20 protein-coding genes are annotated in these 21,087 nt (G+C 74.0%); 13 read left to right on the top strand and 7 right to left on the bottom strand.

Translation table 11 applies throughout. The annotated features are described in order from the left end of the window. The first annotated feature begins 10 nt into the window (after nt 1-10). The 9 genes from OG710_RS05370 (at nt 11) to OG710_RS05330 (ending at nt 10,385) form a co-directional block, all read left to right on the top strand. Nucleotides 11-940: a carbohydrate ABC transporter permease gene (locus tag OG710_RS05370; RefSeq protein WP_111333121.1), complete on the top strand. Its 930-nt coding sequence runs from the start codon at nt 11-13 to the stop codon at nt 938-940. Beyond that, nucleotides 937-1,854, top strand: coding sequence for a carbohydrate ABC transporter permease (locus tag OG710_RS05365; RefSeq protein ID WP_330238301.1), 918 nt, complete (start codon nt 937-939; stop codon nt 1,852-1,854). The genes OG710_RS05370 and OG710_RS05365 overlap by 4 nt, the downstream gene beginning before the upstream one ends. A gap of 5 nt (nt 1,855-1,859) precedes the next feature. Next, nucleotides 1,860-3,044 carry a Gfo/Idh/MocA family protein gene (locus tag OG710_RS05360; RefSeq protein ID WP_330238300.1) on the top strand — a complete coding sequence of 395 codons (1,185 nt, stop codon included), beginning with the start codon at nt 1,860-1,862 and terminating at the stop codon, nt 3,042-3,044. After that, nucleotides 3,041-3,868, top strand: a complete 828-nt coding sequence (locus OG710_RS05355) for a PmoA family protein (RefSeq protein ID WP_330238299.1) — start codon at nt 3,041-3,043, stop codon at nt 3,866-3,868. Before OG710_RS05360 ends, OG710_RS05355 begins: the two co-directional genes overlap by 4 nt. Beyond that, the gene (locus OG710_RS05350; protein ID WP_330238298.1) at nt 3,865-5,406 is read left to right on the top strand and encodes a glycoside hydrolase family 43 protein; all 1,542 of its coding nucleotides are present in this window, start codon (nt 3,865-3,867) and stop codon (nt 5,404-5,406) included. Before OG710_RS05355 ends, OG710_RS05350 begins: the two co-directional genes overlap by 4 nt. A 92-nt stretch (nt 5,407-5,498) precedes the next feature. Beyond that, nucleotides 5,499-6,833 (top strand): ABC transporter substrate-binding protein, encoded by a 1,335-nt coding sequence (locus tag OG710_RS05345; RefSeq protein ID WP_330238297.1) that lies wholly within the window; start codon nt 5,499-5,501, stop codon nt 6,831-6,833. Nucleotides 6,834-6,945: 112 nt separating this feature from the next. Continuing rightward, the gene (locus OG710_RS05340; RefSeq protein WP_330238296.1) at nt 6,946-7,764 is read left to right on the top strand and encodes a rhamnogalacturonan acetylesterase; all 819 of its coding nucleotides are present in this window, start codon (nt 6,946-6,948) and stop codon (nt 7,762-7,764) included. Nucleotides 7,765-7,850: 86 nt separating this feature from the next. Then, complete coding sequence (locus tag OG710_RS05335) at nt 7,851-9,200, top strand: pectate lyase family protein (RefSeq protein WP_330238295.1); 1,350 nt, start codon at nt 7,851-7,853, stop codon at nt 9,198-9,200. A 90-nt stretch (nt 9,201-9,290) separates the two neighbouring features. Continuing rightward, the gene (locus tag OG710_RS05330) at nt 9,291-10,385 is read left to right on the top strand and encodes a pectinesterase family protein (RefSeq protein ID WP_330238294.1); all 1,095 of its coding nucleotides are present in this window, start codon (nt 9,291-9,293) and stop codon (nt 10,383-10,385) included. A 20-nt stretch (nt 10,386-10,405) separates the two neighbouring features. Here OG710_RS05330 and OG710_RS05325 read toward each other — a convergent pair whose 3' ends face one another. From OG710_RS05325 to OG710_RS05300, 6 genes are all read right to left on the bottom strand, one after another. After that, complete coding sequence (locus OG710_RS05325) at nt 10,406-11,149, bottom strand: hypothetical protein (protein ID WP_330238293.1); 744 nt, start codon at nt 11,147-11,149, stop codon at nt 10,406-10,408. After that, nucleotides 11,146-11,715 carry a SigE family RNA polymerase sigma factor gene (locus tag OG710_RS05320; protein ID WP_330238292.1) on the bottom strand — a complete coding sequence of 190 codons (570 nt, stop codon included), beginning with the start codon at nt 11,713-11,715 and terminating at the stop codon, nt 11,146-11,148. Before OG710_RS05320 ends, OG710_RS05325 begins: the two co-directional genes overlap by 4 nt. Nucleotides 11,716-11,861: 146 nt before the next feature. Next, nucleotides 11,862-12,521: a response regulator transcription factor gene (locus OG710_RS05315; protein ID WP_330238291.1), complete on the bottom strand. Its 660-nt coding sequence runs from the start codon at nt 12,519-12,521 to the stop codon at nt 11,862-11,864. Further along, complete coding sequence (locus OG710_RS05310; RefSeq protein WP_330238290.1) at nt 12,518-13,771, bottom strand: sensor histidine kinase; 1,254 nt, start codon at nt 13,769-13,771, stop codon at nt 12,518-12,520. The genes OG710_RS05315 and OG710_RS05310 overlap by 4 nt, the downstream gene beginning before the upstream one ends. After that, complete coding sequence (locus tag OG710_RS05305) at nt 13,768-14,769, bottom strand: hypothetical protein (protein WP_330238289.1); 1,002 nt, start codon at nt 14,767-14,769, stop codon at nt 13,768-13,770. The genes OG710_RS05310 and OG710_RS05305 overlap by 4 nt, the downstream gene beginning before the upstream one ends. 97 nt (nt 14,770-14,866) lie before the next feature. Further along, entirely contained in the window at nt 14,867-15,637 is a 771-nt protein-coding gene (locus OG710_RS05300; RefSeq protein WP_330238288.1) for an IclR family transcriptional regulator, read from the bottom strand. A gap of 169 nt (nt 15,638-15,806) precedes the next feature. On the opposite strand from OG710_RS05300, the gene OG710_RS05295 reads away from it, so the two are divergent. The 4 genes from OG710_RS05295 to OG710_RS05280 all read left to right on the top strand — a co-directional run bounded on the left by OG710_RS05295 (nt 15,807) and on the right by OG710_RS05280 (nt 19,964). After that, a complete protein-coding gene (locus OG710_RS05295; protein WP_330238287.1) occupies nt 15,807-17,327 on the top strand; it encodes an aldehyde dehydrogenase (NADP(+)) in 1,521 nt (506 codons plus the stop codon). Further along, nucleotides 17,324-17,929, top strand: a complete 606-nt coding sequence (locus tag OG710_RS05290) for a DUF1349 domain-containing protein (protein ID WP_330238286.1) — start codon at nt 17,324-17,326, stop codon at nt 17,927-17,929. Before OG710_RS05295 ends, OG710_RS05290 begins: the two co-directional genes overlap by 4 nt. Before the next feature lie 128 nt (nt 17,930-18,057). Beyond that, nucleotides 18,058-18,774 (top strand): DsbA family oxidoreductase, encoded by a 717-nt coding sequence (locus tag OG710_RS05285; protein ID WP_330238285.1) that lies wholly within the window; start codon nt 18,058-18,060, stop codon nt 18,772-18,774. 131 nt (nt 18,775-18,905) lie between these two features. Then, a complete protein-coding gene (locus tag OG710_RS05280; protein ID WP_330238284.1) occupies nt 18,906-19,964 on the top strand; it encodes an aminotransferase class V-fold PLP-dependent enzyme in 1,059 nt (352 codons plus the stop codon). A 69-nt stretch (nt 19,965-20,033) separates the two neighbouring features. Here OG710_RS05280 and OG710_RS05275 read toward each other — a convergent pair whose 3' ends face one another. Beyond that, on the bottom strand, nt 20,034-21,068 hold the full coding sequence (locus OG710_RS05275) for a LacI family DNA-binding transcriptional regulator (RefSeq protein WP_330238283.1): 1,035 nt from the start codon (nt 21,066-21,068) through the stop codon (nt 20,034-20,036). Between the last annotated feature and the right edge of the window lie 19 nt (nt 21,069-21,087).

Genomic DNA, 21,087 nt, shown 5'->3' with positions numbered 1-21,087 from the left:
GAGACGTGTCATGGCCCAAGCCTCCGCCGCGGCCACACCGCCCAAGGTGCCCCGGCGCCGCTCCGCGAGCCCCCGCCGGCTGCCGTATCTGCTCATCGCCCCCGCGGGGCTGCTGATGCTCGGCTTCATCGCCTACCCGGTGGTCAGCGTCTTCTACTACAGCCTGCAGAACTACAACGTCACCAAACCGTGGCGGAACGGTTTCGCCGGCTTCGACAACTTCGTCCGCATCTTCACCGAGGACGACCAGTTCTGGACGACGCTCGGCTTCAGCGCCAAGTGGGTCTTCGTCCAGGTGGCGCTCCAGCTCACCCTGGGGCTCGCCCTCGCCCTGATCGTCAACCAGACCTTCGTCGGACGCGGCATCTCCCGCGCCATGGTCTTCTCGCCGTGGGCCGTCTCCGGCGTGCTGACCAGCACCATCTGGATTCTGCTCTACAACTCCTCGACCGGCTTCAGCCGCTACCTCGCGGACGCCGGGATCGGCGACTACGGCACCTCGGTCCTCTCCGACACCGGCACCGTCTTCTGGGCCGCCACCGTCTCCGAACTCTGGCGCGGCGTCCCCTTCTTCGCCATCCTCATCCTCGCCGATCTCCAGTCCGTCTCCAAGGAGCTGTACGAGGCGGCCGCCGTGGACGGCGCCGGACGGATGCGGCAGTTCTTCCACATCACCCTGCCCCACCTGCGCGACGCGATCATCCTGTCCACGCTGCTGCGCGGCGTCTGGGAGTTCAACAACGTCGACCTCCTCTACACCCTCACCGGCGGCGGACCGGCCGGCGAGACCACCACCCTGCCGCTCTACGTCGCCAACACAGGCATCGAGGGCCACGACTTCGGCTACGCCTCCGCGCTCACCACCGTCGCCTTCGTGATCCTCCTCTTCTGCTCGATCGTCTATCTGCGCCTGAGCAAGTTCGGAGGCGACCACAAGTGACTGCCGCCCTCGCCGAGAAGAACGGCACCCGCTCCGCACCGCCGGCCGCCCCCCAGGGCCCGCCGCCCGCCGCACCCCGCCGCGGGACCGGCCGGGAACGCGCCTTCGACGACGTACCGCGCTGGCAGATCTACGTACCGCTCGGCATCTACCTCGTCTTCACGCTCGTCCCCTTCTACTGGATGTTCCTCTTCGCCGTCCGGCCCGCCGGCTCCACCTCGCTGGTGCCCTGGCCGATGACCGGGGAGCACTTCTCCAAGGTCTGGAACGAGCGCAGCTTCGCCGTCTTCTTCCAGAACAGCATGATCGTCGGGGTCTGCACCCTGATCGCCACCACCCTCGTGGCCCTGGCCGGCGGCTACGCGCTCGCCCGGTTCGACTTCAGGATCAAGAACGGCTTCATGCTGGCGCTGCTCTGCTCGCAGTTCATCCCCGGCGCGCTGATGCTCGTCCCGCTCTTCGAGATCTTCAAGAACCTCCAGATGATCAACTCCCTGGGGAGCGTGGTCATCGCCGAGACCGTCTTCCAGCTGCCGCTCTCCATCATCCTGATCAGCGGCTTCATCAAGAACGTGCCCCCCTCCCTGGAGGAGGCCGCCTGGGTGGACGGCTGCTCGCGCTTCCGGGCCTTCTGCGCCGTCGTGCTGCCGCTGCTGCGCCCCGGCCTCATCGCCGTCGGCTCCTTCGCCTTCGTGCACAGCTGGAACCACTTCCTGTTCGCGCTGATGTTCCTCAGCGAGCAGGACAAGCAGACGATCCCGGTCGGCCTGAACACCCTGATCGGCGCGGACAGCGTCGACCTGGGCGCGCTCGCCGCGGGCGGGGTGATCGCCGCGGTGCCCGTGGTGATCGTCTTCGCCTTCATCCAGAAGTGGCTGATCACCGGCTTCAGCGCCGGCGCCGTGAAGGGGTGACCCGCATGACCTCGCCGACCCCCACCGCCCCGCCCGTCCCGATCGTCCTCGCCGGAGCCCGCGGCCACGGCCGCTGGCACCTCGCCAATATCCGCCGCCTCCAGCACCGGGGCCTCGTCCGGCTCGCCGGCATCTGCGAACTCACCCCGCTCGACGCCACCGAACTCGACGCCTTCGCGGACGAACCCCCCGAGCAGTCCGCCGACCTCGGCGCCCTCCTGGACTCCACCGGGGCCCGCGCCGCCGTCATCTGCACCCCCATCCAGACCCACACCGCCCTCGCCCTGACCGCCGCCCGGCGCGGCGTCCACCTCCTGCTGGAGAAGCCGCCCGCCGCCACCCGCGCCGACTTCGACCGCATCCTCGCCGGGGTGCGCGAGGCCGGGGTCGCCTGCCAGATCGGCTTCCAGTCCTTCGGCTCCCACGCCGTCCCCGCCATCCGGGAACTCGTCGCATCCGGCGCCATCGGCACCGTCCGGGGGTACGCGGCGGCGGGCGCCTGGGTCCGCGACGACGCCTACTACCGGCGAGCCCCCTGGGCCGGGCGGCGCCGCATCGGGGACACCGACGTCGTCGACGGCGTCCTGACCAACCCGCTCGCCCACGCCGTCGCCACCGCCCTCGAACTCGCCGGCACCACCGCCGCACAGGACATCGCGGACATCACCGCGGAACTCTTCCGCGCCCACGACATCGAGGCCGACGACACCTCCTGCGTCCGCGTCACCCCGGTCTCCGGCCCGCCCGTCACCGCGGCCGTCACCCTCTGCGCGGAACAGGCCGGCGAGCCCTACGTCATCGTCCACGGCGACCGCGGCCGCGTCACCTTCTGGTACAAGCAGGACCGCGTCCTGGTCCAGCGCGCCGGCCACGGCCCCCTGGAAACCGTCCACGGGCGCACCGACCTCCTGGAGAACCTGGTCGCCCACCTGGCCGAGGGCATCCCGCTCCTCGTCCCGCCGGAGCGCACCGCCGCGTTCATGGAGGTCGTCGAGGCCGTACGCACCGCCCCCGAACCGCGCCCGCTGCCGTCCGGCGCCTGGCACACCGTCACCGTGCCCGGCACCGGCGCCACCCGCCGGGTGGTGCGCGGCATCGACGCCCTGGTCGCCTCCGGCGCCGAATCCCTCTCCCTCTTCTCCGAACTCGGCGCCCCCTGGGCCGCGACCACCGAGGTGAGCTCCCCATGACGACCACCGTCCGGCTCAGCTGCGCCGGCCGTACCGTCGGCCGCTACAGTCACCTCCCCGGCACCGCCGGCCGCCCCTACCTGCACCCCGTCACCACCCTCGCCGGGCTCACCGTCACCGAGGAGCGCCCGGCCGACCACCTCCACCACCTGGGCGCGTCGGTCGCCGTCCCGGACGTGGCCGGGCACAACTTCTGGGGCGGACGCACCTTCGTCCGGGGCCAGGGGCCCACCGTCCTCGACAACCACGGCGTCCAGCGCCACCTCGGCTGGAAGCTGTGCGACCCGGACGGCTTCGTGCAGGAGCTGGCCTGGGAGGCCGACGGCACCGAACTGCTGCGCGAGCACCGCACGGTGGCCGCCGCCCCGCTCTCCGCCACCGCCTGGGCGCTGGACCTCTCCTTCTCCCTCACCAACACCGGCGAGCACGACCTGTCGATCGGCAGCCCGGCCACCAACGGCCGCCCCGGCGCCGGTTACGGCGGCTTCTTCTGGCGCGCCCCCAAGGAACCGTCCCCGCCCGCCGTGTTCAGCGACACGGCGGACGGCGAGGAGGCCGTGCACGGCCGGGCCGCCGACTGGCTCGCCCTGTGCGGCGACGGCTGGTCGCTGGTCTTCGCCGGGGCGACCGGGGAGACCCGCCGCGACCCGTGGTTCGTGCGCACCTGCGAGTACCCCGGCGTCGGCTCCTCGCTCGCCGCCACGGAACGGCTGCCCGTGCCCGGCGGCGCCACCGTCGTCCGCCGCGTCGTCACCGTCGTCGCGGACGGCCGGCTCGACCGGGTCGGCGCCGCCGCCCTCGCCCGCCGGGCGGTGACCACATGAGCACGGGACACCCCTGGAGCGCCGACGCCGGGGACGGCACCTACCGCAACCCGGTCCTGAACGCCGACTGGTCCGACCCCGACGTGATCCGCGTCGGCGACGACTTCTACCTCACCGCCTCCAGCTTCGGCCGCGCCCCCGGACTGCCGATCCTGCACTCGCGCGACCTGGTCAACTGGACGCTCACCGGGCACGCCCTGGACCGGCTGGAGCCCGCCGCCGACTTCGCGGCGCCCCGCCACGACTGCGGGGTGTGGGCGCCGTCGCTGCGGCACCACGACGGACGGTTCTGGATCTTCTGGGGCGACCCGGACCACGGCATCCAGCAGATCAGCGCCGAGGACGTCCGGGGCCCGTGGACCGCGCCCCACCTGCTCAAGGCGGGCCGCGGACTGATCGACCCCTGCCCGCTGTGGGACGAGGAGACCGGTGAGGCGTACCTCGTGCACGCCTGGGCCAAGTCCCGCTCCGGGATCAAGAACCGGATCACCGGCCACCGGATGAGCCCCGACGGGCGCGAACTGCTCGACGGGGGCACGGTCCTGATCGACGCCGACCGGCTGCCCGGCTGGTTCACCCTGGAGGGCCCCAAGCTCTACCGGCGCGGCGGCGAGTTCTGGATACTCGCCCCCGCGGGCGGGGTCGCGACGGGCTGGCAGGGAGCCTTCCGCTCCCGCGACTTCCGCGGCCCCTACGAGGAACGCGTCGTCCTCGCCCAGGGCTCCACCGACGTCAACGGCCCGCACCAGGGCGGCTGGGTGACCACCCCGGCCGGCGAGGACTGGTTCCTGCACTTCCAGGAACGCGGGGCGTACGGCAGGGTCGTGCACCTCCAGCCGATGCGCTGGGACGACGACGGCTGGCCGGTCATCGGGGACGACGGCGAACCCGTCGCCGTGCACCGCAAGCCCGCCCTGCCCGCCCAGCCCGCCGAGGCGCCGGCCTGCGACGACAGCTTCCCCGGCGGCCGGTACGGCCGACAGTGGCAGTGGACGGCGAACCCCCGCCCCGGCCGCACGGTGGAGCACGCCGGGGACGGGCTGCTGCTGAGCTGTGTGGCCGCGGAGCCCTCGCACGACCTGCGCACCCTGCCCCACGTACTGGTCCAGCGGCTGCCCGCCGAGACCTTCACCGCCGAGGTGGAGCTGACCCTCGACAACGGGCCGGCCGGGGCGCGGGCCGGAATCGCCGTGCTCGGGGACGCCTACGCCTGGATCGGCCTGGAGCGCACGGCGCGGGGCGGGGCGCGGCTCGTGCACCGCTTCGCCGAGGCCACCGCCACCGAGGAGCGCGACGCCGGGCACGGCAGACCGGCGCCCGCCGGCGCGGCCCGGCTGCGGATCGAGGTCGCGCCCGGCGCCCGCTGCCGCTTCCTCGCCGACACCGGGGACGGGGCAGGGTTCCGGCCCTCCGGACAGGTCTTCGCCGCGACCCCGTGGCGCTGGGTCGGCGCCCTGCTCGGACTGTTCGCCACCGCGCCGTCCGGGGCGGGCCCGGCCCAGGCCGCCCGCTTCACCCGCTTCACCGTCACCGGGTGACCCATGTACCCGCACCGCACGGGCCGGCCCCACCGGCCACCGAAACCCCCCACTCACGCGTACGAACCGAGAACGAGAGAGAAGAGCCGATCATGAACATCTCGAAGACGCAGCGGGGGCGCGCCGCGGCCGCCGTTTCGCTCGCGGCGGTGCTCGCCCTGACCGCGACCGCGTGCGGCGACGACGGCAGCGGCAGCGGCAACGAGGGCAGCGGCAAGGGCGAGATCACCTTCTGGGACAACAACGGCGGGCCGCGCACCGCCGTCTGGAAGGAGATCATCTCGGACTTCGAGAAGAAGAACCCGGACATCAAGGTCAAGTACGTGCCGATCCCGATCGCGGACGTGCAGTCCAAGTACGACACCGCCATCGCGGGCGGCGGGCTGCCGGACGTCGGCGGCGTCGGCACCGCCTACCTGGCCAACATGGTCTCCCAGGAGGCCCTGGAGCCGCTGAACGACCGCATCGAGGGCTCCGCGCTCAACGGCAAGCTCGTCGAGGGCATGGTCGAGAGCGTCAAGGACGCCGCCGGCCGGGGCGACGAGATGTACACCGTGCCGACCTCCGCGAACAACGGCGCGCTCTGGTACCGCACCGACCTGTTCGAGGCGGCCGGCCTGGACGCGCCCAGCACCTGGGCCAAGTTCTACGAGGCGGCCGAGAAGCTCACCGACGCCGAGCACAACAAGTTCGGCTACACCATCCGCGGCGGCGCCGGCTCCATCGCCCAGGCCATCGACGCCGCGTACGGCCAGTCCGGCATCACGGAGTTCTGGAACGGCGACAAGACCACCCTCAACGACCCGAAGAACGTGGCCGCGCTGGAGAAGTACGCCGCGCTCTTCAAGAAGGTCACGCCCTCCGCCGACGTCAACAACGACTTCACCAAGATGGTCGCCCAGTTCGACACCGGCACCATCGGCATGCTGAGCCACAACCTCGGCTCCTACCAGGACCACCTCAAGGCCCTCGGCAAGGACAAGTTCGCCGGCATCCCCAACCCGATCGGCGACAGCGGCACCCGCGTCCAGGTCTCCAACCCGGTCGACGGACTCGGCCTGTTCCGGTCGAGCAAGAACAAGACGGCCGCCTGGAAGTTCATCGAGTTCGCCGCCTCGCACGAGTCGAACAGCAAGTGGAACGAGTCGGCCGGCGCCATCCCCGCCAACACCGAGGCCGCCAAGGACCCGTGGATCAGCGCGGCCGCGCCGACCGAACTGGCCGCCAAGGCCCTCACCGACGGCTCCACCAAGATCGTGCAGCTGCCGTACTACCTGCCCGACTGGAACAACATCAGCAAGGCCGACAACGAGCCCGAGTTCCAGAAGCTGCTGCTCGGCAAGATCACGGCCAAGGACTTCCTGGACAAGATGGCCGACGAGCTGAACGAGGCCCAGAAGGAGTGGCAGGCGCTGGGCAACGGCTGATCCGGCGCCCGCCGGCGCGGGGCCGGCGGCGGGACCGTCGTGCGGACGGCCCGCCCCGCCCCGCCGCTCCTGCCCTCCCGCGCAACGCACCCGAGAGAGAGGCAGTACCCCCGTGTCACTCACCCGCAGGCAGACCGCGGCCGCCCTCGCCGCCCTGCCCCTGGCGCTCGCCGCCACTCCCGCGGCGGCGCACGGCCCCGCCCGCCGCACCCGCACCGTGCACATCGCGGGCGACTCAACGGCCGCCCAGAAGTACGCCGACGCCGCACCCGAGACCGGCTGGGGCATGGCCCTGCCGTTCTTCCTCGGACACGGCCTCACCGTCGCCAACCACGCCATGAACGGCCGCAGTTCCAAGAGCTTCATCGACGAGGGACGGCTCGCCGCCCTGCTGGAGCGGGTCCGCGCGGGCGACCTCCTGCTGATCCAGTTCGGCCACAACGACGAGAAGACGACGGACCCGGCGCGCGGCACCGACCCGTACACCACCTACCAGGACTGTCTGCGGCAGTACATCGCCCGGGCCCGCGCCCGGCACGCCCGGCCCGTCCTGCTCACCCCCGTCGAGCGCCGCAGCTTCGCCGCGGACGGCACGGCGAAGCCCACCCACGGTGAGTATCCGGCCGCCATGCGCGCCCTGGCCGCCGAGGAACGGGTGCCGCTCCTCGACCTGCAGGCCCGCACCCTCGCCCGCTGGCAGGAACTCGGCCCCGAGGGCACCGAGGCGTACTTCAACCACCTGGCGCCCGGCGAGTCCCCGAACTACCCGGACGGCCGCCAGGACAACACCCACTTCCGGCCCGCCGGCGCCATCGAGGTGGCCCGGATGACGGCCCGCGCCCTGCTCGGCGCACGGGTCCTCGCCCCGCACGAACTGCGCCGCCTCGGCGCCCGCATCCCGGAGTCGAGGATCGGCTGGCCGCCGGCCTGACCCCGCGCCCCACCCCGCCCGTCACCCCGACCCTCACCCCCTTCCCTCCTTTCCCACCGGTCCCGCACCAGAACCGAGGATTTGTCATGTCCGCACGCAGAACGCACGCCCGTGCCATCGCCGTCGCGATGGGCTGCGCCTCGCTGGCGCTCGCCCTGAGCGTCCCCGCGCAGGCGTCCTCCGCCCACTCCCACTCCCACTCCCACGGCAAGAAGGGCGCCGAACGCGCCGTGCTCGCCGAGGGCGACGGCTGGGCCTCCGCCGAGGGCTCCACCACCGGCGGCGCCGCCGCCACCCCCGACCACGTCTACACCGTCCGCAACCGCGCCGAACTCATCGCCGCGTTCGAGGACGCCGGTGACGCGCCGAAGATCGTCCGGGTCGCCGGCACGATCCACGGCAACGCCGACGCCGAGGGCAACCCCATCGACTGCGAGGCGTACCAGACGGACGGATACACGCTGGACAAGTACCTCGCCGCCTACGACCCCGCCACCTGGGGCCGCGACGAGGTGCCCGCCGGGCCGATGGAGGACGCCCGGCTGGCCTCCGCCAAGCTTCAGAAGGCCGCCGTCAACGTCTACGTGCCGTCCAACACCACCCTGATCGGCGTCGGCCGGGACGCCGAGATCATCGGCGCCTCGATCCAGATCCAGAACGTCTCCAACGTCATCGTCCGCAACATCGACTTCCAGGACACCTACGACTGCTTCCCGCAGTGGGACCCGACCGACGGCGACACCGGACACTGGAACTCCGAGTACGACAACCTCGTCGTGTACGGCTCCGACCACGTCTGGGTCGACCACAACACCTTCAGCGACGGCGACCGCCCCGACGCCGAGCAGCCCCGCTACTTCGGCGAGCTGTACCAGCAGCACGACGGCCTCTTCGACATCGTCAAGGGCGCCGACCTGGTCACCGTCTCCTGGAACGTCCTCAAGGACCACGACAAGACGATGCTCCTCGGCAACAGCGACAAGGCCGGGGCCACCGACCGGGGCAAGCTCCGCGTCACCCTGCACCACAACCTGTTCAAGGACGTCAACGAGCGCGCGCCCCGCGTCCGCTTCGGCCGGGTCGACTCGTACAACAACCACTTCGTCGCCACGAAGGGCAGCGTCTACGGCTACTCCTACGGCATCGGCGCCGAATCCCAACTCGTCGCGGAGCACAACGCCTTCACCCTGAGCCGCGAGTTCGACAAGGCCAAGATCCTCAAGAAGTGGTCCGAGTCCACGCTGACCGCCGCCGACAACTGGGTCAACGGCCGCCGCACCGACCTGATCGCCGTCCACAACGCCGGCGTGCCGGAGGAGCAGCTCACGCCGGGCGCCGGCTGGACGCCGACCCTGCGCAACCGGATCGACCACCCGCTCCTCGTGCCCCTGGTCGTGGGCCTCGGCGCGGGCTCCGGCCGGCTGCCCGGCGCCTGATCCCGGCCCCGCCCCCGCAAACCCCGCCGGCGCCGCAGCGGCGCCGGCGGGGCCCCTTCTCCGCCCCGCGCACGGAAGTTGGAGCACCCCATGCCCACCCGCCGCACCGCCCTGGCCCTCCTCGCCGGCTCCGCCACCGCCCTCGCCCTCGGCGCCGCCCCCGTCCGGGCCCACGGCCGCCCGTTCGGCCGGCACGGCTCGCCCGACCGCCGCCCCGACCCCTCGTTCCTCTATGTGGACGCGCGCGGCCGGGGCGACCACCGCACCGTCCAGGCCGCCGTGGACGCCGCCACCGGCACCGGCCGCACCCTGGTCATCGCCCCCGGCACCTACCGGGAGACCGTGGACATCCCGGCCGACCGGACCGGGCTCACCCTCATCGGCGCCGGCGACGACCCGCGCGACACCGTCATCGTGTACGACAACGCCAACGGCACCCCGCGCCCCGACGGCTCGGGCACCCACGGCACCAGCGGCTCCGCCACCGTCACCGCCCGGCCCGCCGGACTCACCGCCCGCCGGCTGACCTTCGCCAACGACTGGCTGCGCGCCGACCACCCCGACTGGACCGGCACCCAGGCCGTGGCCGTCAAGGTGACCGGTGACCGCTCGGCGTTCCTCGACTGCCGCTTCCTGGGCCACCAGGACACCCTCTACGCCGACTCCCCGTCCCTCGGCGTCTTCGCCCGGCAGTACTACCGCGACTGTTACGTGGAGGGGGACGTCGACTTCGTCTTCGGCCGCGCCACGGCCGTCCTGGACCGCTGCCACTTCCGCACCCTGGCCCGCCCCGACCTGGCCGCCCCGCCGCACGGCTTCGTCTTCGCGCCCAGCACCGCGGGCGCGAACCCGCACGGCTTCCTGGTCCTGCGCTCCCGCGTCACCAGCACCGCCCCCGCCGGATACTTCAAGCTGGCCCGGCCCTGGGTGCCGTCCTCCGACCCCACCGCCCACCCCATGCTGACCGTCCGCGACAGCCACCTCGGCGCCGGCATCGACACCGACGAGCCCTACGGCACCATGTCGGCCGGCTTCCCCTGGCAGGAACAGCGCTTCGCCGAGTACCGCAACACGGGCCCCGGCGCCCGCGTCACCGTCCCCGCCAACCGCCCCCGGCTCACCCCGGCCGAGGCACGCCTGCACACCCCGGCCGCCTGGCTCGGCGACTGGCGCCCGCAGGGGTGACCGCCGGGGCGACCGACGGGTCAGCCGTCGCGGCGGAAGCGGTCGCCCACCGCGGCCTTCTGCCCCGAGACCCGGACGGCGTGCGCGGTCACGTAGTCGCCGCGCGCGTCCCGGTCGCCCTCGGCGTGGTTGTACTGCCCGGCGAACGTGTGCGTACCGGCCGGGACCTTCCGCCCGGTCCGCAGCGTCCACCGGTAGACCAGATAGCCACCGCTCTCGTTCACCGACACGGCGAAGTCCGTCTCGGGCAGCGAGCGCCAGGAGCCCGTGGTGTTCACCCCGCCGGTCTGCGCGACCCGCAGCTCCACGGTGAGCGCCGACAGCGGCTCGGTGGTCCGCAGCGTCACATTGCTCTGCGCCCAGTACGGGTTGGAGTGCGGGTCGATCACCCCGCCCGTCCACAGCGGCCCGTTCTCCGGCCGCAGCCCGTCGAGCCCGGCCGGGCCCCGCCGCGCCGCCGAAGCAGCGGGGGAGGGGGAGACCGGCTGGCCGGAGGGCGCCGCCGCGACCCGGTCGCCGCGCGCCCCGCCGTCGTCGCCCGCCGAGGTGACCGCGAACGCGCCCGCCGCCAGCACCCCGCACACCGCCGCCGTCGCCCCGGCGACCCGCAGCCACGGACGAACGGCGCGCGGCGGACGCACCCTCCTCGCCGCCGGGCGCTCCCCGGCCGTCCCGCGCTCGACGCGGGCCAGCATCCGGGCCCGGTCGGGGCGGTGGGCCTCGGCGGCCTCCCGCAGCAGCCCGGACAGTTCCTCGTCCCTCACCGCTCTCCTCCGCTGCGCTGCGCCGCGACGGCCACCCGTACCTGAGCGGCGGGCGTCTCGGGCCCCAGCAGCCGCTGCAGTTCCGCGACGGCGCGCGAGGTCTGGCTCTTGACCGTACCCACCGAGATCCCCAGCGCCAGCGAGGTGTCCCGCTCCGACAGGTCGAAGGCGTGCCGCAGCACCACACAGGCGCGCTTGCGGAACGGCAGCCGCCGCAGCGCCTCCCGCACATCCATCACCGCCGGCACGTCCGGCCCCTCGGCCGCCCCGTCGTCCGCGCCGCCGCGCGGCCCCCAGAACAGCGCGATCCGGCGCCGCTCGCGGACCGCGCTGCGGATACGGGTCCTGGCCAGGTTCGCCACCACACCCCGCGCGTACGCCACCGGATGCCCGGCCTCGCGGACCCGGTCCCAGCGGTGCCAGAGCGCGAGCAGCGCGTCCGCCGCCAGATCGTCGGCCGCGTCGGCCTCGCCGGTCAGCAGATGGGCGAGGCGGGCCAGCTCGGCGTAATGGGCCTCGAAGAACGCGTGGAACTCGGCGGCGGCATCGTCGACGGCTGTGCCCACAGCTACCTCGTCCCTCGCGCTCGCCCGCCCGGACCGTCCGGGTACGTCCCCGCCCCCACGTCCCTCGCGGGCGGGGCGGGGCGTGAGCGTACCGCGTTCCGCAAGCGCTTCGACACGGGGGGTGCGCGACGGGGACGGCCGCACGCTCAGCCGGGGGTGATGAACCCCGACTCGTACGCCGCGATGACCGCCTGGGTGCGGTCGCGGGCGCCGGTCTTCGCGAGGACCGCCGCCACATGCGACTTGGCCGTCGCCGAACCCACCGCGAGCCGGTCGGCGATCTCCGCGTTGGTCAGCCCGGCCGCCATCAGCCGCAGCACCTGCGCCTCCCGCTCGGTGAGCCGGGCGGCCCACGGCGGGGCGGGGGTCGGCCGCGCCGGGCCGTAGGAGGCGGCGAGCTGCCGTACGGCGGACGGGAAGAGCAGCGAGTCGCCGCAGGCCACCAGCCGTACCGCCTGCACCAGCTCCTCCGCCGCCACCCGCTTCAGCAGGAAGCCCGCGGCCCCGGCCCGCAGCGCCTCGTACACATAGGCGTCGTGCTCGAAGGTGGTGACGACCACGATGCGCGGCGCCGGGTCGAGACCGGCCAGGATCTGCTCGGTGGCCCGGATGCCGTCCGTCTCGGGCATCCGCACATCCATCAGCACCACGTCGGGCCGCAGCGCCCGCACCACGGACACCGCCTCGGCGCCGGTCGCCGCCTCGCCGACGACCTCCAGGCCGTCCTCCGCGTCCAGGATGGCCCGCAGCGCGGTGCGCACCATCCGTTCGTCGTCGGCCAGGACTATGCGGACCGGGGTGCTCATCGTCGCTCCTTCGCGGGGTGGGGCAGGGGCAGCCGGGCGGACAGCCGCCACACGCCGTCGTCGCGCGGACCGGCCGCGGTGGTGCCGCCGAGCAGCAGGGCGCGCTCGGTGACACCGGTCAGGCCGCGTCCGCCGCCGGGGCGCGTGGCGGGGGCGTACGGGGGCAGCGTGCTGTCCAGGACGATCGTCAGCTCGCGGGGGCCGATGGCGATCCGCAGCCGGGCCGGCGCGCCTGCGGCGCCGTGCCGCAGGGCGTTGCTGAGCCCTTCCTGCACGATCCGGTACGCCTCGGCGGACACCGGCCCCGGCACCGTGCCGGGGTCGCCGTCCGTCTCGTACCCTACGGGCACCCCGCACCGGGCCAGCAGGTCGCCGAGCGCGTCCAGGCCAGGGCCCGCGAGGGCGTCCGGGCCGTCCGCGCCCTGCCGCAACAGGCCGAGGACGGCGTCGAGTTCGCCCACGGTGCGGCGGGTGGTCTCCTCGATCGCGGTGAGCGCCTGCCGGGCGAACTCGGGGTCGCTGTCCAGCACCCGGCGGGCGGCGCCCGCCTGCAGCGTGACGGCGCTCAGCGCGTGGCCGACCGAGTCGTGCAGCTCGCGGGCGAGGCGGTTGCGCACGGCCAGCTCGGCGGCCCGGCGTTCGGCGGCGGCCAGCCGGTCGTCCGGAGTGGGCCCGAGCAGCACCGGGGCCCGGCCGGCCAGCAGCGCCCCGGCCGCCGCCGCACAGCAGGCCAGCGCGACGAGCATGGCCGCCCCGGCCGGGGGAGCGAGGGCCAGCAGCCAGGGCTGGTCCCGGACGGCGTCGAAGTTCCAGTCGTCGGACGCGCGCAGGGCCGGGAACAGCGGCAGCGCCATGACGCACAGGGCGAAGGGGACGAGCGCCAGCGTCATGCCGCTGATGACGCCGCCGAGCCCGACGTGCAGGGTGAACCAGGCCGCCGTACGCACCCGGGCCTGCCGGGAGCGGCCGGGCCCGTCCGCCAGCGGCCGGTCCGGGGCCGGGTCGCACAGGGCGCGCGCGGCGGCCACCGACAGCGGCCGGGCGGTGGGCAGCAGCGCGGTGACGGCGGCCATCGGCAGGGCGTAGCCGAAGGCGGAGAAGGTCGCGGGGAGCGAGGCGAAGGTGTTGGTCTCGGGTGCGTACAGGCCGACGACGACCGTGCCGACCAGGAAGTACGGCATCAGCAGCGCGCCGCCGATGATCAGGTGCAGCCAGCGCAGACGGGCGCGCCGGCCGATGAGCGCCCTCATGCGGGGGCGCCCCGTGTCCCGGCCGCGCGCTCCGTCAGGAAGTACGCGCCCGCGGTCACCATCAGTGTGCCGACGAGCATCTGGACAACGTAGATCAACACCATGGCGGTGGTGGGCTGTTGGCCGAGGTCGTCGTTGCCGGCCAGCGCGCCGACGCTCATCCAGCCGCCCCAGCAGGCCGTCGCCCCCGAGCCGCCCCAGCCCAGCGCGAGCGGCACCCACAGCGGCAGCGCGGACCGGCGGAAGGCGAGGAGCAGCACCCCGGCGACCCCGACCGCCACGAACAGCGCGTAGACCGCTTCGAGGACGTGGAAACCGCTGGTGCGCTCCGCGATCCGGTCCTGGCTCAGCCCCGCCGTCACCCCGCACGCCCACAGCACGTGGAGGAGGCCGGGCACCAGCGCGAGCAGTGAGGCGGCGACCGCCCCGGCCCGCAGCGCGGGGGCGGTGGGGCTGTCCGGCAGGTCGCGCAGGGTGCCCTGCCAGAGGTGGCCCCAGCGGTCGCGGGTGTACAGCGCGAAGAGGGTGCCCAGGGCCAGGCCCTGGACGATGAAGCCGGTGTAGACGACGCCGAAGACCCACTCGTCCAGGAAGGGCCGGCTCGCCCCGCCCCCGCCGGTGGTCTCGCCGCCCAGGGCTCCGACCAGCAGTTGCAGCGGGTAGCCGGCCATGATCGGCAGCAGTAGCCCGGTCGCCGTCCACATCGGCAGCGCGAGCAGCCAGGCGGGCACCCGCGTCCCCCAGGGCCGGGTGAGCAGCAGGGCGAGGACCACGACCGCGCCGTCCATCAGCAGCGTTCCGGCGTTGGCGACGGCCATGGTGGTGGGGTGGTCGAGCAGCACGCTGCCGTCCGGGACGCCGATCCGGCTGCCCGCCACCCAGGCCGCCTTGAGCGCCATGTACGGCAGGCAGGAGGCGATGGCGACGGCGCGCAGCAGGGCGCGCGGGGAGCGGGTGGAGGGTACGGGCGCGGGCGGTGCGGCGGAGGTCTGCGTCATGGCCCCCACGCTGCCGGGCGGCGCGCTCCGGCACGTCCTGCCGGGCGATGATCCGTCTCCGCCGCGCGGCGGAGACGGACCGGCCGGTCGTACCCGGTCAGAGCCTGCGGGTGGCCAGCGTCAGCCGGTCGCGCGCGTCGAACAGGGCGTCCTTGACGAGCTGTTCGTGCGCGGGCGTGAGCCGGGCGACCGGGACGGAGCAGCTGATGGCGTCGCGGGCCGGGGTGCGGTACGGGACGGCGACGCCGAAGCAGCGCAGCCCCAGCGTGTTCTCCTCGCGGTCCACCGCGTACCCCTGCTCGCGGATTCGGTGCAGCTCCTCGATGAGCTTCTCGCGGTCGGTCAGGGTGTGCTCGGTCAGCGCGGGCAGCGTCTCGGGGAGCATCTTGCGGACCTGCTCGTCGCTGTAGGTCGCCAGCAGCGCCTTGCCGAGCGAGGTGGAGTGCGCGGGCAGCCGGCGGCCGACGCGGGTGAAGGGGCGCAGATAGTGCTGGGACTGACGGGTCGCCAGGTAGACCACGTTCGTTCCGTCGAGCCGGGCGAGGTGGATGGTCTCCGTGGTGTCGTCGGAGAGCCGGTCGAGGGTGGGGCGGGCCGCGGCGACCACCTCGTCGCCGTCGATGTAGGAGGTGCCGACCAGCAGGGCCCGTACGCCGATCCCGTACCGCGTGCCCGTGGCGTCCGTCTCCACCCAGCCCAGCTCGACCAGGGTGCGCAGCAGCATGTAGAGGCTGGACTTCGGGTAGCCCACGGCCTCCTGGACCGCGGCGAGCGAGTGCATGCCCGGCCGCCCGGCGAAGTACTCCAGCAGTTCCACCGTCCGTACCGCGGACTTGACCTGTGCCCCACCCGACTCGGGAACCGACATCGCCCTGTGCCCCTTTCAGCCCGCCGACGAAACCCTGCGACTTCTTGCCAACACCGAACGCCCGGAAATAGAGTCGCTTCACATTCACGTTCAGGAACGCTGTTCAGAATACCGAACAGCTTATACCGGACGACTTCTGATGTGCGGCAGTGGAGCGGAAGGAAACACGGTGGCAGCAGCACCAGTCTGGAGCGTCGACCCCCGCAGCGGGAACCCGCGCGAGCAGGTTGCGGCGGAGGCCACAGCCGCGGACGTCGACCGCGCGGTCCGCGCCGCCCACGCGGTACGCGACTCCCTCGCCGACCGTGCCACGCGCGCCGCGTTCCTGCGCACCGCCGCCGAGCACCTGACCGCGGCAGCCGACCGCGTCGTGACGGCCGCCGACGCCGAGACGGCCCTCGGGCCGGCCCGGCTGAACGGCGAACTCGCCCGCACCGCCGCCCAGTTGCGCGCCTTCGCGGAGGTCGTCGAGGAGGGCGCCTACCTCGACATCCACATCGACCACGCGGACGCCACCCGCACCCCGCCGTGGCCCGACCTGCGCCGCTACAAGATCCCGCTCGGCGTCGTCGCCGTTTACGCCGCCAGCAACTTCCCGCTCGCCTTCTCCGTGCCCGGCGGCGACACCGCCAGCGCCCTCGCGGCCGGCTGCCCCGTCGTCGTCAAGGCGCACCCCGACCACCCGGCCACCTCCGAGCTGTGCGCCGCCCTCCTGCGCGAGGCCGCGGCGGAGAGCGGACTGCCCGAGGACGTCGTCACCCTCGTGCACGGCTTCGACGCCGGGGTCGCCCTCGTCCGGCACCCGCTGGTCGCCGCCGCCGGGTTCACCGGCTCGGTACGCGGCGGACGCGCCCTGTTCGACGCGGCCGCCGCCCGGCCCGTCCCGATCCCCTTCCACGGCGAACTCGGCTCCCTCAACCCCGTCGTCGTCACCGGCGCCGCCGCCGCCGAACGCGGCGAGGAGATCGGCGCGGGCCTGGCCGCCTCGATGACCATGGGCGTGGGCCAGTTCTGCACCAAGCCCGGATTCGTCCTGGTGCCCGAGGGGGAGGGCGGCGACCGCCTGCTGAAGTCCCTCACCGACGCGGTCGCCGGCACCGGCGCCGGGGTCCTGCTCGACCACCGGATGCGCGACGCCTTCCTCGCCGGGGTCACCGCGCGGACCGCCCTGCCGGACGTGGCCGCCCCCGTCGCCCCCGGCGCGGGCGACGCGCACACCGTGGCCGCCGGATTCCTGACCGTCCCGGCCCGCCTCCTCACCACCGAGGGCCCGCACGACGCGCTCCTGGAGGAGTGCTTCGGCCCGGTCACCGTCATCGCCCGCTACGCCTGCGACGACGAGATCACCGCCGTCCTGTCCCGGCTCCCCGGCAACCTCACCGCCACCCTCCACATCGCCGACGACGAGTCCCGCGGCGCCGCCGCCGGCCTCCTGGCCGCCCTCACCCCGCTCGCCGGACGCGTCCTCGTCAACGGCTGGCCCACCGGCGTCGCCGTCGCCCCCGCCCAGCACCACGGCGGCCCCTACCCGGCCACCACCTCCACCTCCACCTCGGTCGGCGCCACCGCCATCGAGCGCTGGCTGCGCCCGGTCAGCTACCAGACCACCCCCGACGCCCTCCTCCCGCCGGAGCTGCGCGAGGACAACCCGCTGGGCCTGCCCCGCCGCGTGGACGGACGCCCGGCATGAACCTCCCCGAACTCCCCTTCCCGCTCCGGCCGTACGGCCCCGAGGGCGGCTGGACGTACGAGAACGGCGCGCTCACCGGCCGGGCCGGCGCCCGCCAGGACCGGTTCGTCCCGCCGGGCGGCGACAGCCTGGACCCGGCGAGCGACGCGCCCCGGCTCCTCGGCACCGCCCCGCCCGGCGACTTCCAGCTGATCGCACGGGTGCGCGTCGGCTTCGCCGCCGCCTTCGACGCCGGGGTGCTCTACCTCCACACCGGCGAGCGGGAATGGGCCAAGCTCTGCCTGGAACTGTCCCCGGACCGCCCGACCATCTGCACGGTGGTCACCCGCGGCCACTCGGACGACGTCAACTCCTCCGTCGTGGACGGCGACACCCACTGGCTGCGCCTGAGCCGTACGGGCAGCGCCTTCGCCTTCCACGCCTCGGCCGACGGCGAGCGGTGGACCTTCGTCCGCGTCTTCACCCTCGGCACCGCGGAGCGGGCGGCCACCGCCGCCATCGGCTTCCTCGCCCAGTCACCCACGGGCGAGGGCTGCGAGGTGACCTTCGACCGGATCGCCTTCCGGCCCCGCGGCACGGCCGACCTGCGCGACGGCGGCTGACGTCCGGGAATGGCGCGGGCGCGTCGGGCGTTGGGCGGGGGAGTGGAGCGCGGCTCTGCTCCGCGCCGCGCCGGCCGTCACCGGACAGCGGCCGGCAGTCACCGAAGAGTACGGAGAGAAGAAGAGTCATGCGCGTCGAGATCTGGAGCGACATCGCCTGCCCCTGGTGCTACATCGGCAAGGCACGCTTCGAGAAGGGGCTGGCGGACTTCGCCCACCGCGACGACGTCGAGGTGGTGCACCGGTCCTTCGAACTCGACCCCACCCGCGCCAAGGGCGACACCGAGCAGGTCATCGGCATGCTCGCGCGCAAGTACGGGCGCACCCCCGACGAGGCCCGCGCGATGGAGGCCAACGTCGCGGCCAACGCGCAGGCCGAGGGGCTCGGCTACCGCACCGAGGGCCGCGACCACGGCAACACCTTCGACATCCACCGGCTGCTCCACCTGGCCAAGGCACGGGGCCGCCAGGACGAGCTGCTGACCCTCGCCTACCGGGCCAACTTCGCCGAGGAGCGGTCCGTCTTCGACGACACCGTGCTGCTGGAGCTGGCCGTGGAGGCGGGGCTCGACGCCGACGAGGCGCGTGCCGTGCTCGCGGACCCCGACGCGTACGCCGCCGAGGTGCGCGCCGATGAGGAGGAGGCGTCCGCGCTCGGCGCCAACGCCGTGCCGTTCTTCGTGTTCGACCGGCGCTACGGCATCTCCGGCGGCCAGCCCGCCGAGGTCTTCACCCAGGCCCTGGAGCAGGCGTGGAAGGACCGCCCGGTGACCGCCGCCGGCGACGCGGCGGCCTGCGACGCCGACGGTGCCTGCGAGGTCCCGAGCGCGGCCGGGAACGCCTGACCCGCCCCGGAGACGGCGCGGCCGGGGGCGCTGCGCGGGGGTGCGGTGGCGCCCACGCATAAGCGTTGCTTGGGGTTTTCCGTGAATTCTTGTCAATTGACCCCAGGTCGGGGAGGGCGCAGGCTGAGCGTATGACGACCTCTTCGCTCAGCCGTGCCGTGGCCGCCGAGTTCGCCCCCGAGACCACCTACCTCAACACCTCCACCTGCGGGCTGCTGCCCCGCCGCGCCGTCACCGCCGTGAAGGCCCTCGTCGACGAGAACGCCGGCGGCAGCCGGGACGGCTCCGGCGACGCGGAGGCGGTGGAAGGGGCTCGGGAGGGCTTCGCGCGGATCGCGGGCGTCCCGGCCGACCGGGTCGCCGTGGGCAGCTCGGTCTCCGCCCACGTCGGTCTGGTCGCGGCCTCACTGCCGCCCGGCGCCGAAGTGCTCGCGCCCGAGGGCGAGTTCACCTCGGTCGTCACCCCGTTCGCGGCCCGCGGCGACCTCGCCCTGCGGTACGTGCCGCTGGCGGAGCTGGCCGACGCCGTACGCCCCACCACCGCGCTCGTCGCGTTCTCGTCCGTGCAGTCGGCGGACGGCCGGCGCGCCGACCTGGACGCGGTCCGCGCCGCCGCCTCGGCCCACGGCGCCCGGACCCTGCTGGACGCCACCCAGTCCGCCGGCTGGCTGCCGCTGGACGCCGGGGCCTGGGACTACACGGTCACCGCCGGCTTCAAGTACCTGCTGTGCCCGCGCGGCGCCTCGTTCCTCACCGTCGCCCCGCAGGCGCAGGACAGCCTGGTCCCGGTGCACGCGAGCTGGGCCGCCGCCGCGAAGCCGGGCAGCACCTACGGACCGGTCGCCCGGCTCGCCGACGACGCCCGACGCTTCGACGAGTCGCCCGCCTACCTCTCGTACCACGGCGCGGCCCAGTCCCTCGCCCTGCTCACCGGGATCGGCGTCGAGGCGCTGCACGACCACGCGATCAAGCTCGCCGACCGCTTCCGCACCGGGGTCGCGGAGCTGGGCCACCCCGCCGTGCCGGCCGACACCGTCGTCGTCGCCGTACCCGGACTCGGGGACCGGGCGCCCGGACTCCAGCGGGCCGGGGTGATGGTCGCCGGACGGGCCGGCAATCTGCGCGTGTCCTTCCACCTCTACAACACCGACGACGACGTGGACCGCGCCCTGGACGCACTCGCCGGCTGACCCCGCGCGGGACCGGAGGCCCGGCCGCGTACCGCCGGGTGCCGCCGCGTACCGCCGCCTGCCGCCGCGTCAGGCGGAGTCGCGGCGGACCAGCTCGGTCGGCAGTATCACCGCGGCCGGGTCCTCCCCGCCGATCTGCGCCAGCAGCACCCGGACCATCTCCGAGCTGATCCGGTCCCACGGCTGCCGTATCGTCGTCAGCGCCGGCCGCGAGGCGAGCGCCGCGGGGGAGTCGTCGAAGCCGCCCACCGCGACATCGTCCGGCACGTTGCGCCCGGCCTTCTCCAGCGCGGCGAGCACCCCCTGCGCCATCAGGTCCGAGGCGACGAACACCGCGTCCAGGTCGGGCGCCCGCTCCAGCAGCAGCGCGGCCGCCGCCTCGCCGCCGGCCCGGCTGTAGTCGCCCGGCACGATCAGCGCGTCGTCGGCGGGCAGCCCGCAGTCGGCCAGCATCTCGCGGTAGCCGGCCAGCCGCTCCACGCCGCCCGGCGTGTCCAGCGGGCCGCTGACCGTACCGATGCGGCGGCGCCCCGACTCGTACAGGAACCGCACCATCTCGCGGGCGCCGTCCCGGTCGGCGGCGGCCACATAGCTGACCTTGGAGCCCTGCCCGAGCGGCTTCCCGCAGGCGACCAGGGGGACGCCGGCCTCGTGCAGCTGGGCGGCGACCGGGTCGCCGGAGTGGCTGGAGACCAGCAGCACCCCGTCCACATGGCCGGCGATGTAGCGCATGTTGCGGCGCCGCTCCGCCTCCGTGCCCGCGATCATCAGCAGCAGCGGAATGTCGTGCGCGGCGAGCGCGCTGGTGCAGCCGCGCAGCAGCACATTGAAGTTCGGGTCCTCGAAGAACCGCTCCTGCGGCTCGGTGAGCAGGAACGCCACCGAGTCCGAGCGGCCGGTGATCAGTGAGCGGGCGTGCCGGTTCACGGTGTAGCCCGTTCTGCGGATCGCGGAGTTGACCGCGTCCAGCGCGGCCGGGCTGACGTTGTGGCCACCGTTGAGGACCCGCGAGACCGTGCCGCGCGACACCCCGGCCTCCCGCGCCACGTCATGGATGGTCGGCGGCCGTCGGCGTCCCGATCCGGTCTGTTCTGTGCGGCTCATGGTGCGTGATCTTTCATCA

This window comes from Streptomyces sp. NBC_00525, assembly GCF_036346595.1.
Lineage (GTDB): Bacteria > Actinomycetota > Actinomycetes > Streptomycetales > Streptomycetaceae > Streptomyces.
The sequence above is the reverse complement of the archived record's forward strand: the minus strand, read 5'-3'. Positions and strand labels throughout refer to the sequence as shown.

What these genes read in the sequence shown, in the direction of transcription:
- OG710_RS05370 (WP_111333121.1), top strand. Translation starts at nt 11, where the DNA reads ATGGCCCAAGCCTCCGCCGCGGCCACACCGCCCAAGGTGCCCCGGCGC.
- OG710_RS05360 (WP_330238300.1), top strand. Translation starts at nt 1,860, where the DNA reads ATGACCTCGCCGACCCCCACCGCCCCGCCCGTCCCGATCGTCCTCGCC.
- OG710_RS05355 (WP_330238299.1), top strand. Translation starts at nt 3,041, where the DNA reads ATGACGACCACCGTCCGGCTCAGCTGCGCCGGCCGTACCGTCGGCCGC.
- OG710_RS05350 (WP_330238298.1), top strand. Translation starts at nt 3,865, where the DNA reads ATGAGCACGGGACACCCCTGGAGCGCCGACGCCGGGGACGGCACCTAC.
- OG710_RS05345 (WP_330238297.1), top strand. Translation starts at nt 5,499, where the DNA reads ATGAACATCTCGAAGACGCAGCGGGGGCGCGCCGCGGCCGCCGTTTCG.
- OG710_RS05335 (WP_330238295.1), top strand. Translation starts at nt 7,851, where the DNA reads ATGTCCGCACGCAGAACGCACGCCCGTGCCATCGCCGTCGCGATGGGC.
- OG710_RS05330 (WP_330238294.1), top strand. Translation starts at nt 9,291, where the DNA reads ATGCCCACCCGCCGCACCGCCCTGGCCCTCCTCGCCGGCTCCGCCACC.
- OG710_RS05315 (WP_330238291.1), bottom strand. Translation starts at nt 12,521, where the DNA reads ATGAGCACCCCGGTCCGCATAGTCCTGGCCGACGACGAACGGATGGTG.
- OG710_RS05310 (WP_330238290.1), bottom strand. Translation starts at nt 13,771, where the DNA reads ATGAGGGCGCTCATCGGCCGGCGCGCCCGTCTGCGCTGGCTGCACCTG.
- OG710_RS05305 (WP_330238289.1), bottom strand. Translation starts at nt 14,769, where the DNA reads ATGACGCAGACCTCCGCCGCACCGCCCGCGCCCGTACCCTCCACCCGC.
- OG710_RS05300 (WP_330238288.1), bottom strand. Translation starts at nt 15,637, where the DNA reads ATGTCGGTTCCCGAGTCGGGTGGGGCACAGGTCAAGTCCGCGGTACGG.
- OG710_RS05290 (WP_330238286.1), top strand. Translation starts at nt 17,324, where the DNA reads ATGAACCTCCCCGAACTCCCCTTCCCGCTCCGGCCGTACGGCCCCGAG.
- OG710_RS05285 (WP_330238285.1), top strand. Translation starts at nt 18,058, where the DNA reads ATGCGCGTCGAGATCTGGAGCGACATCGCCTGCCCCTGGTGCTACATC.
- OG710_RS05280 (WP_330238284.1), top strand. Translation starts at nt 18,906, where the DNA reads ATGACGACCTCTTCGCTCAGCCGTGCCGTGGCCGCCGAGTTCGCCCCC.
- OG710_RS05275 (WP_330238283.1), bottom strand. Translation starts at nt 21,068, where the DNA reads ATGAGCCGCACAGAACAGACCGGATCGGGACGCCGACGGCCGCCGACC.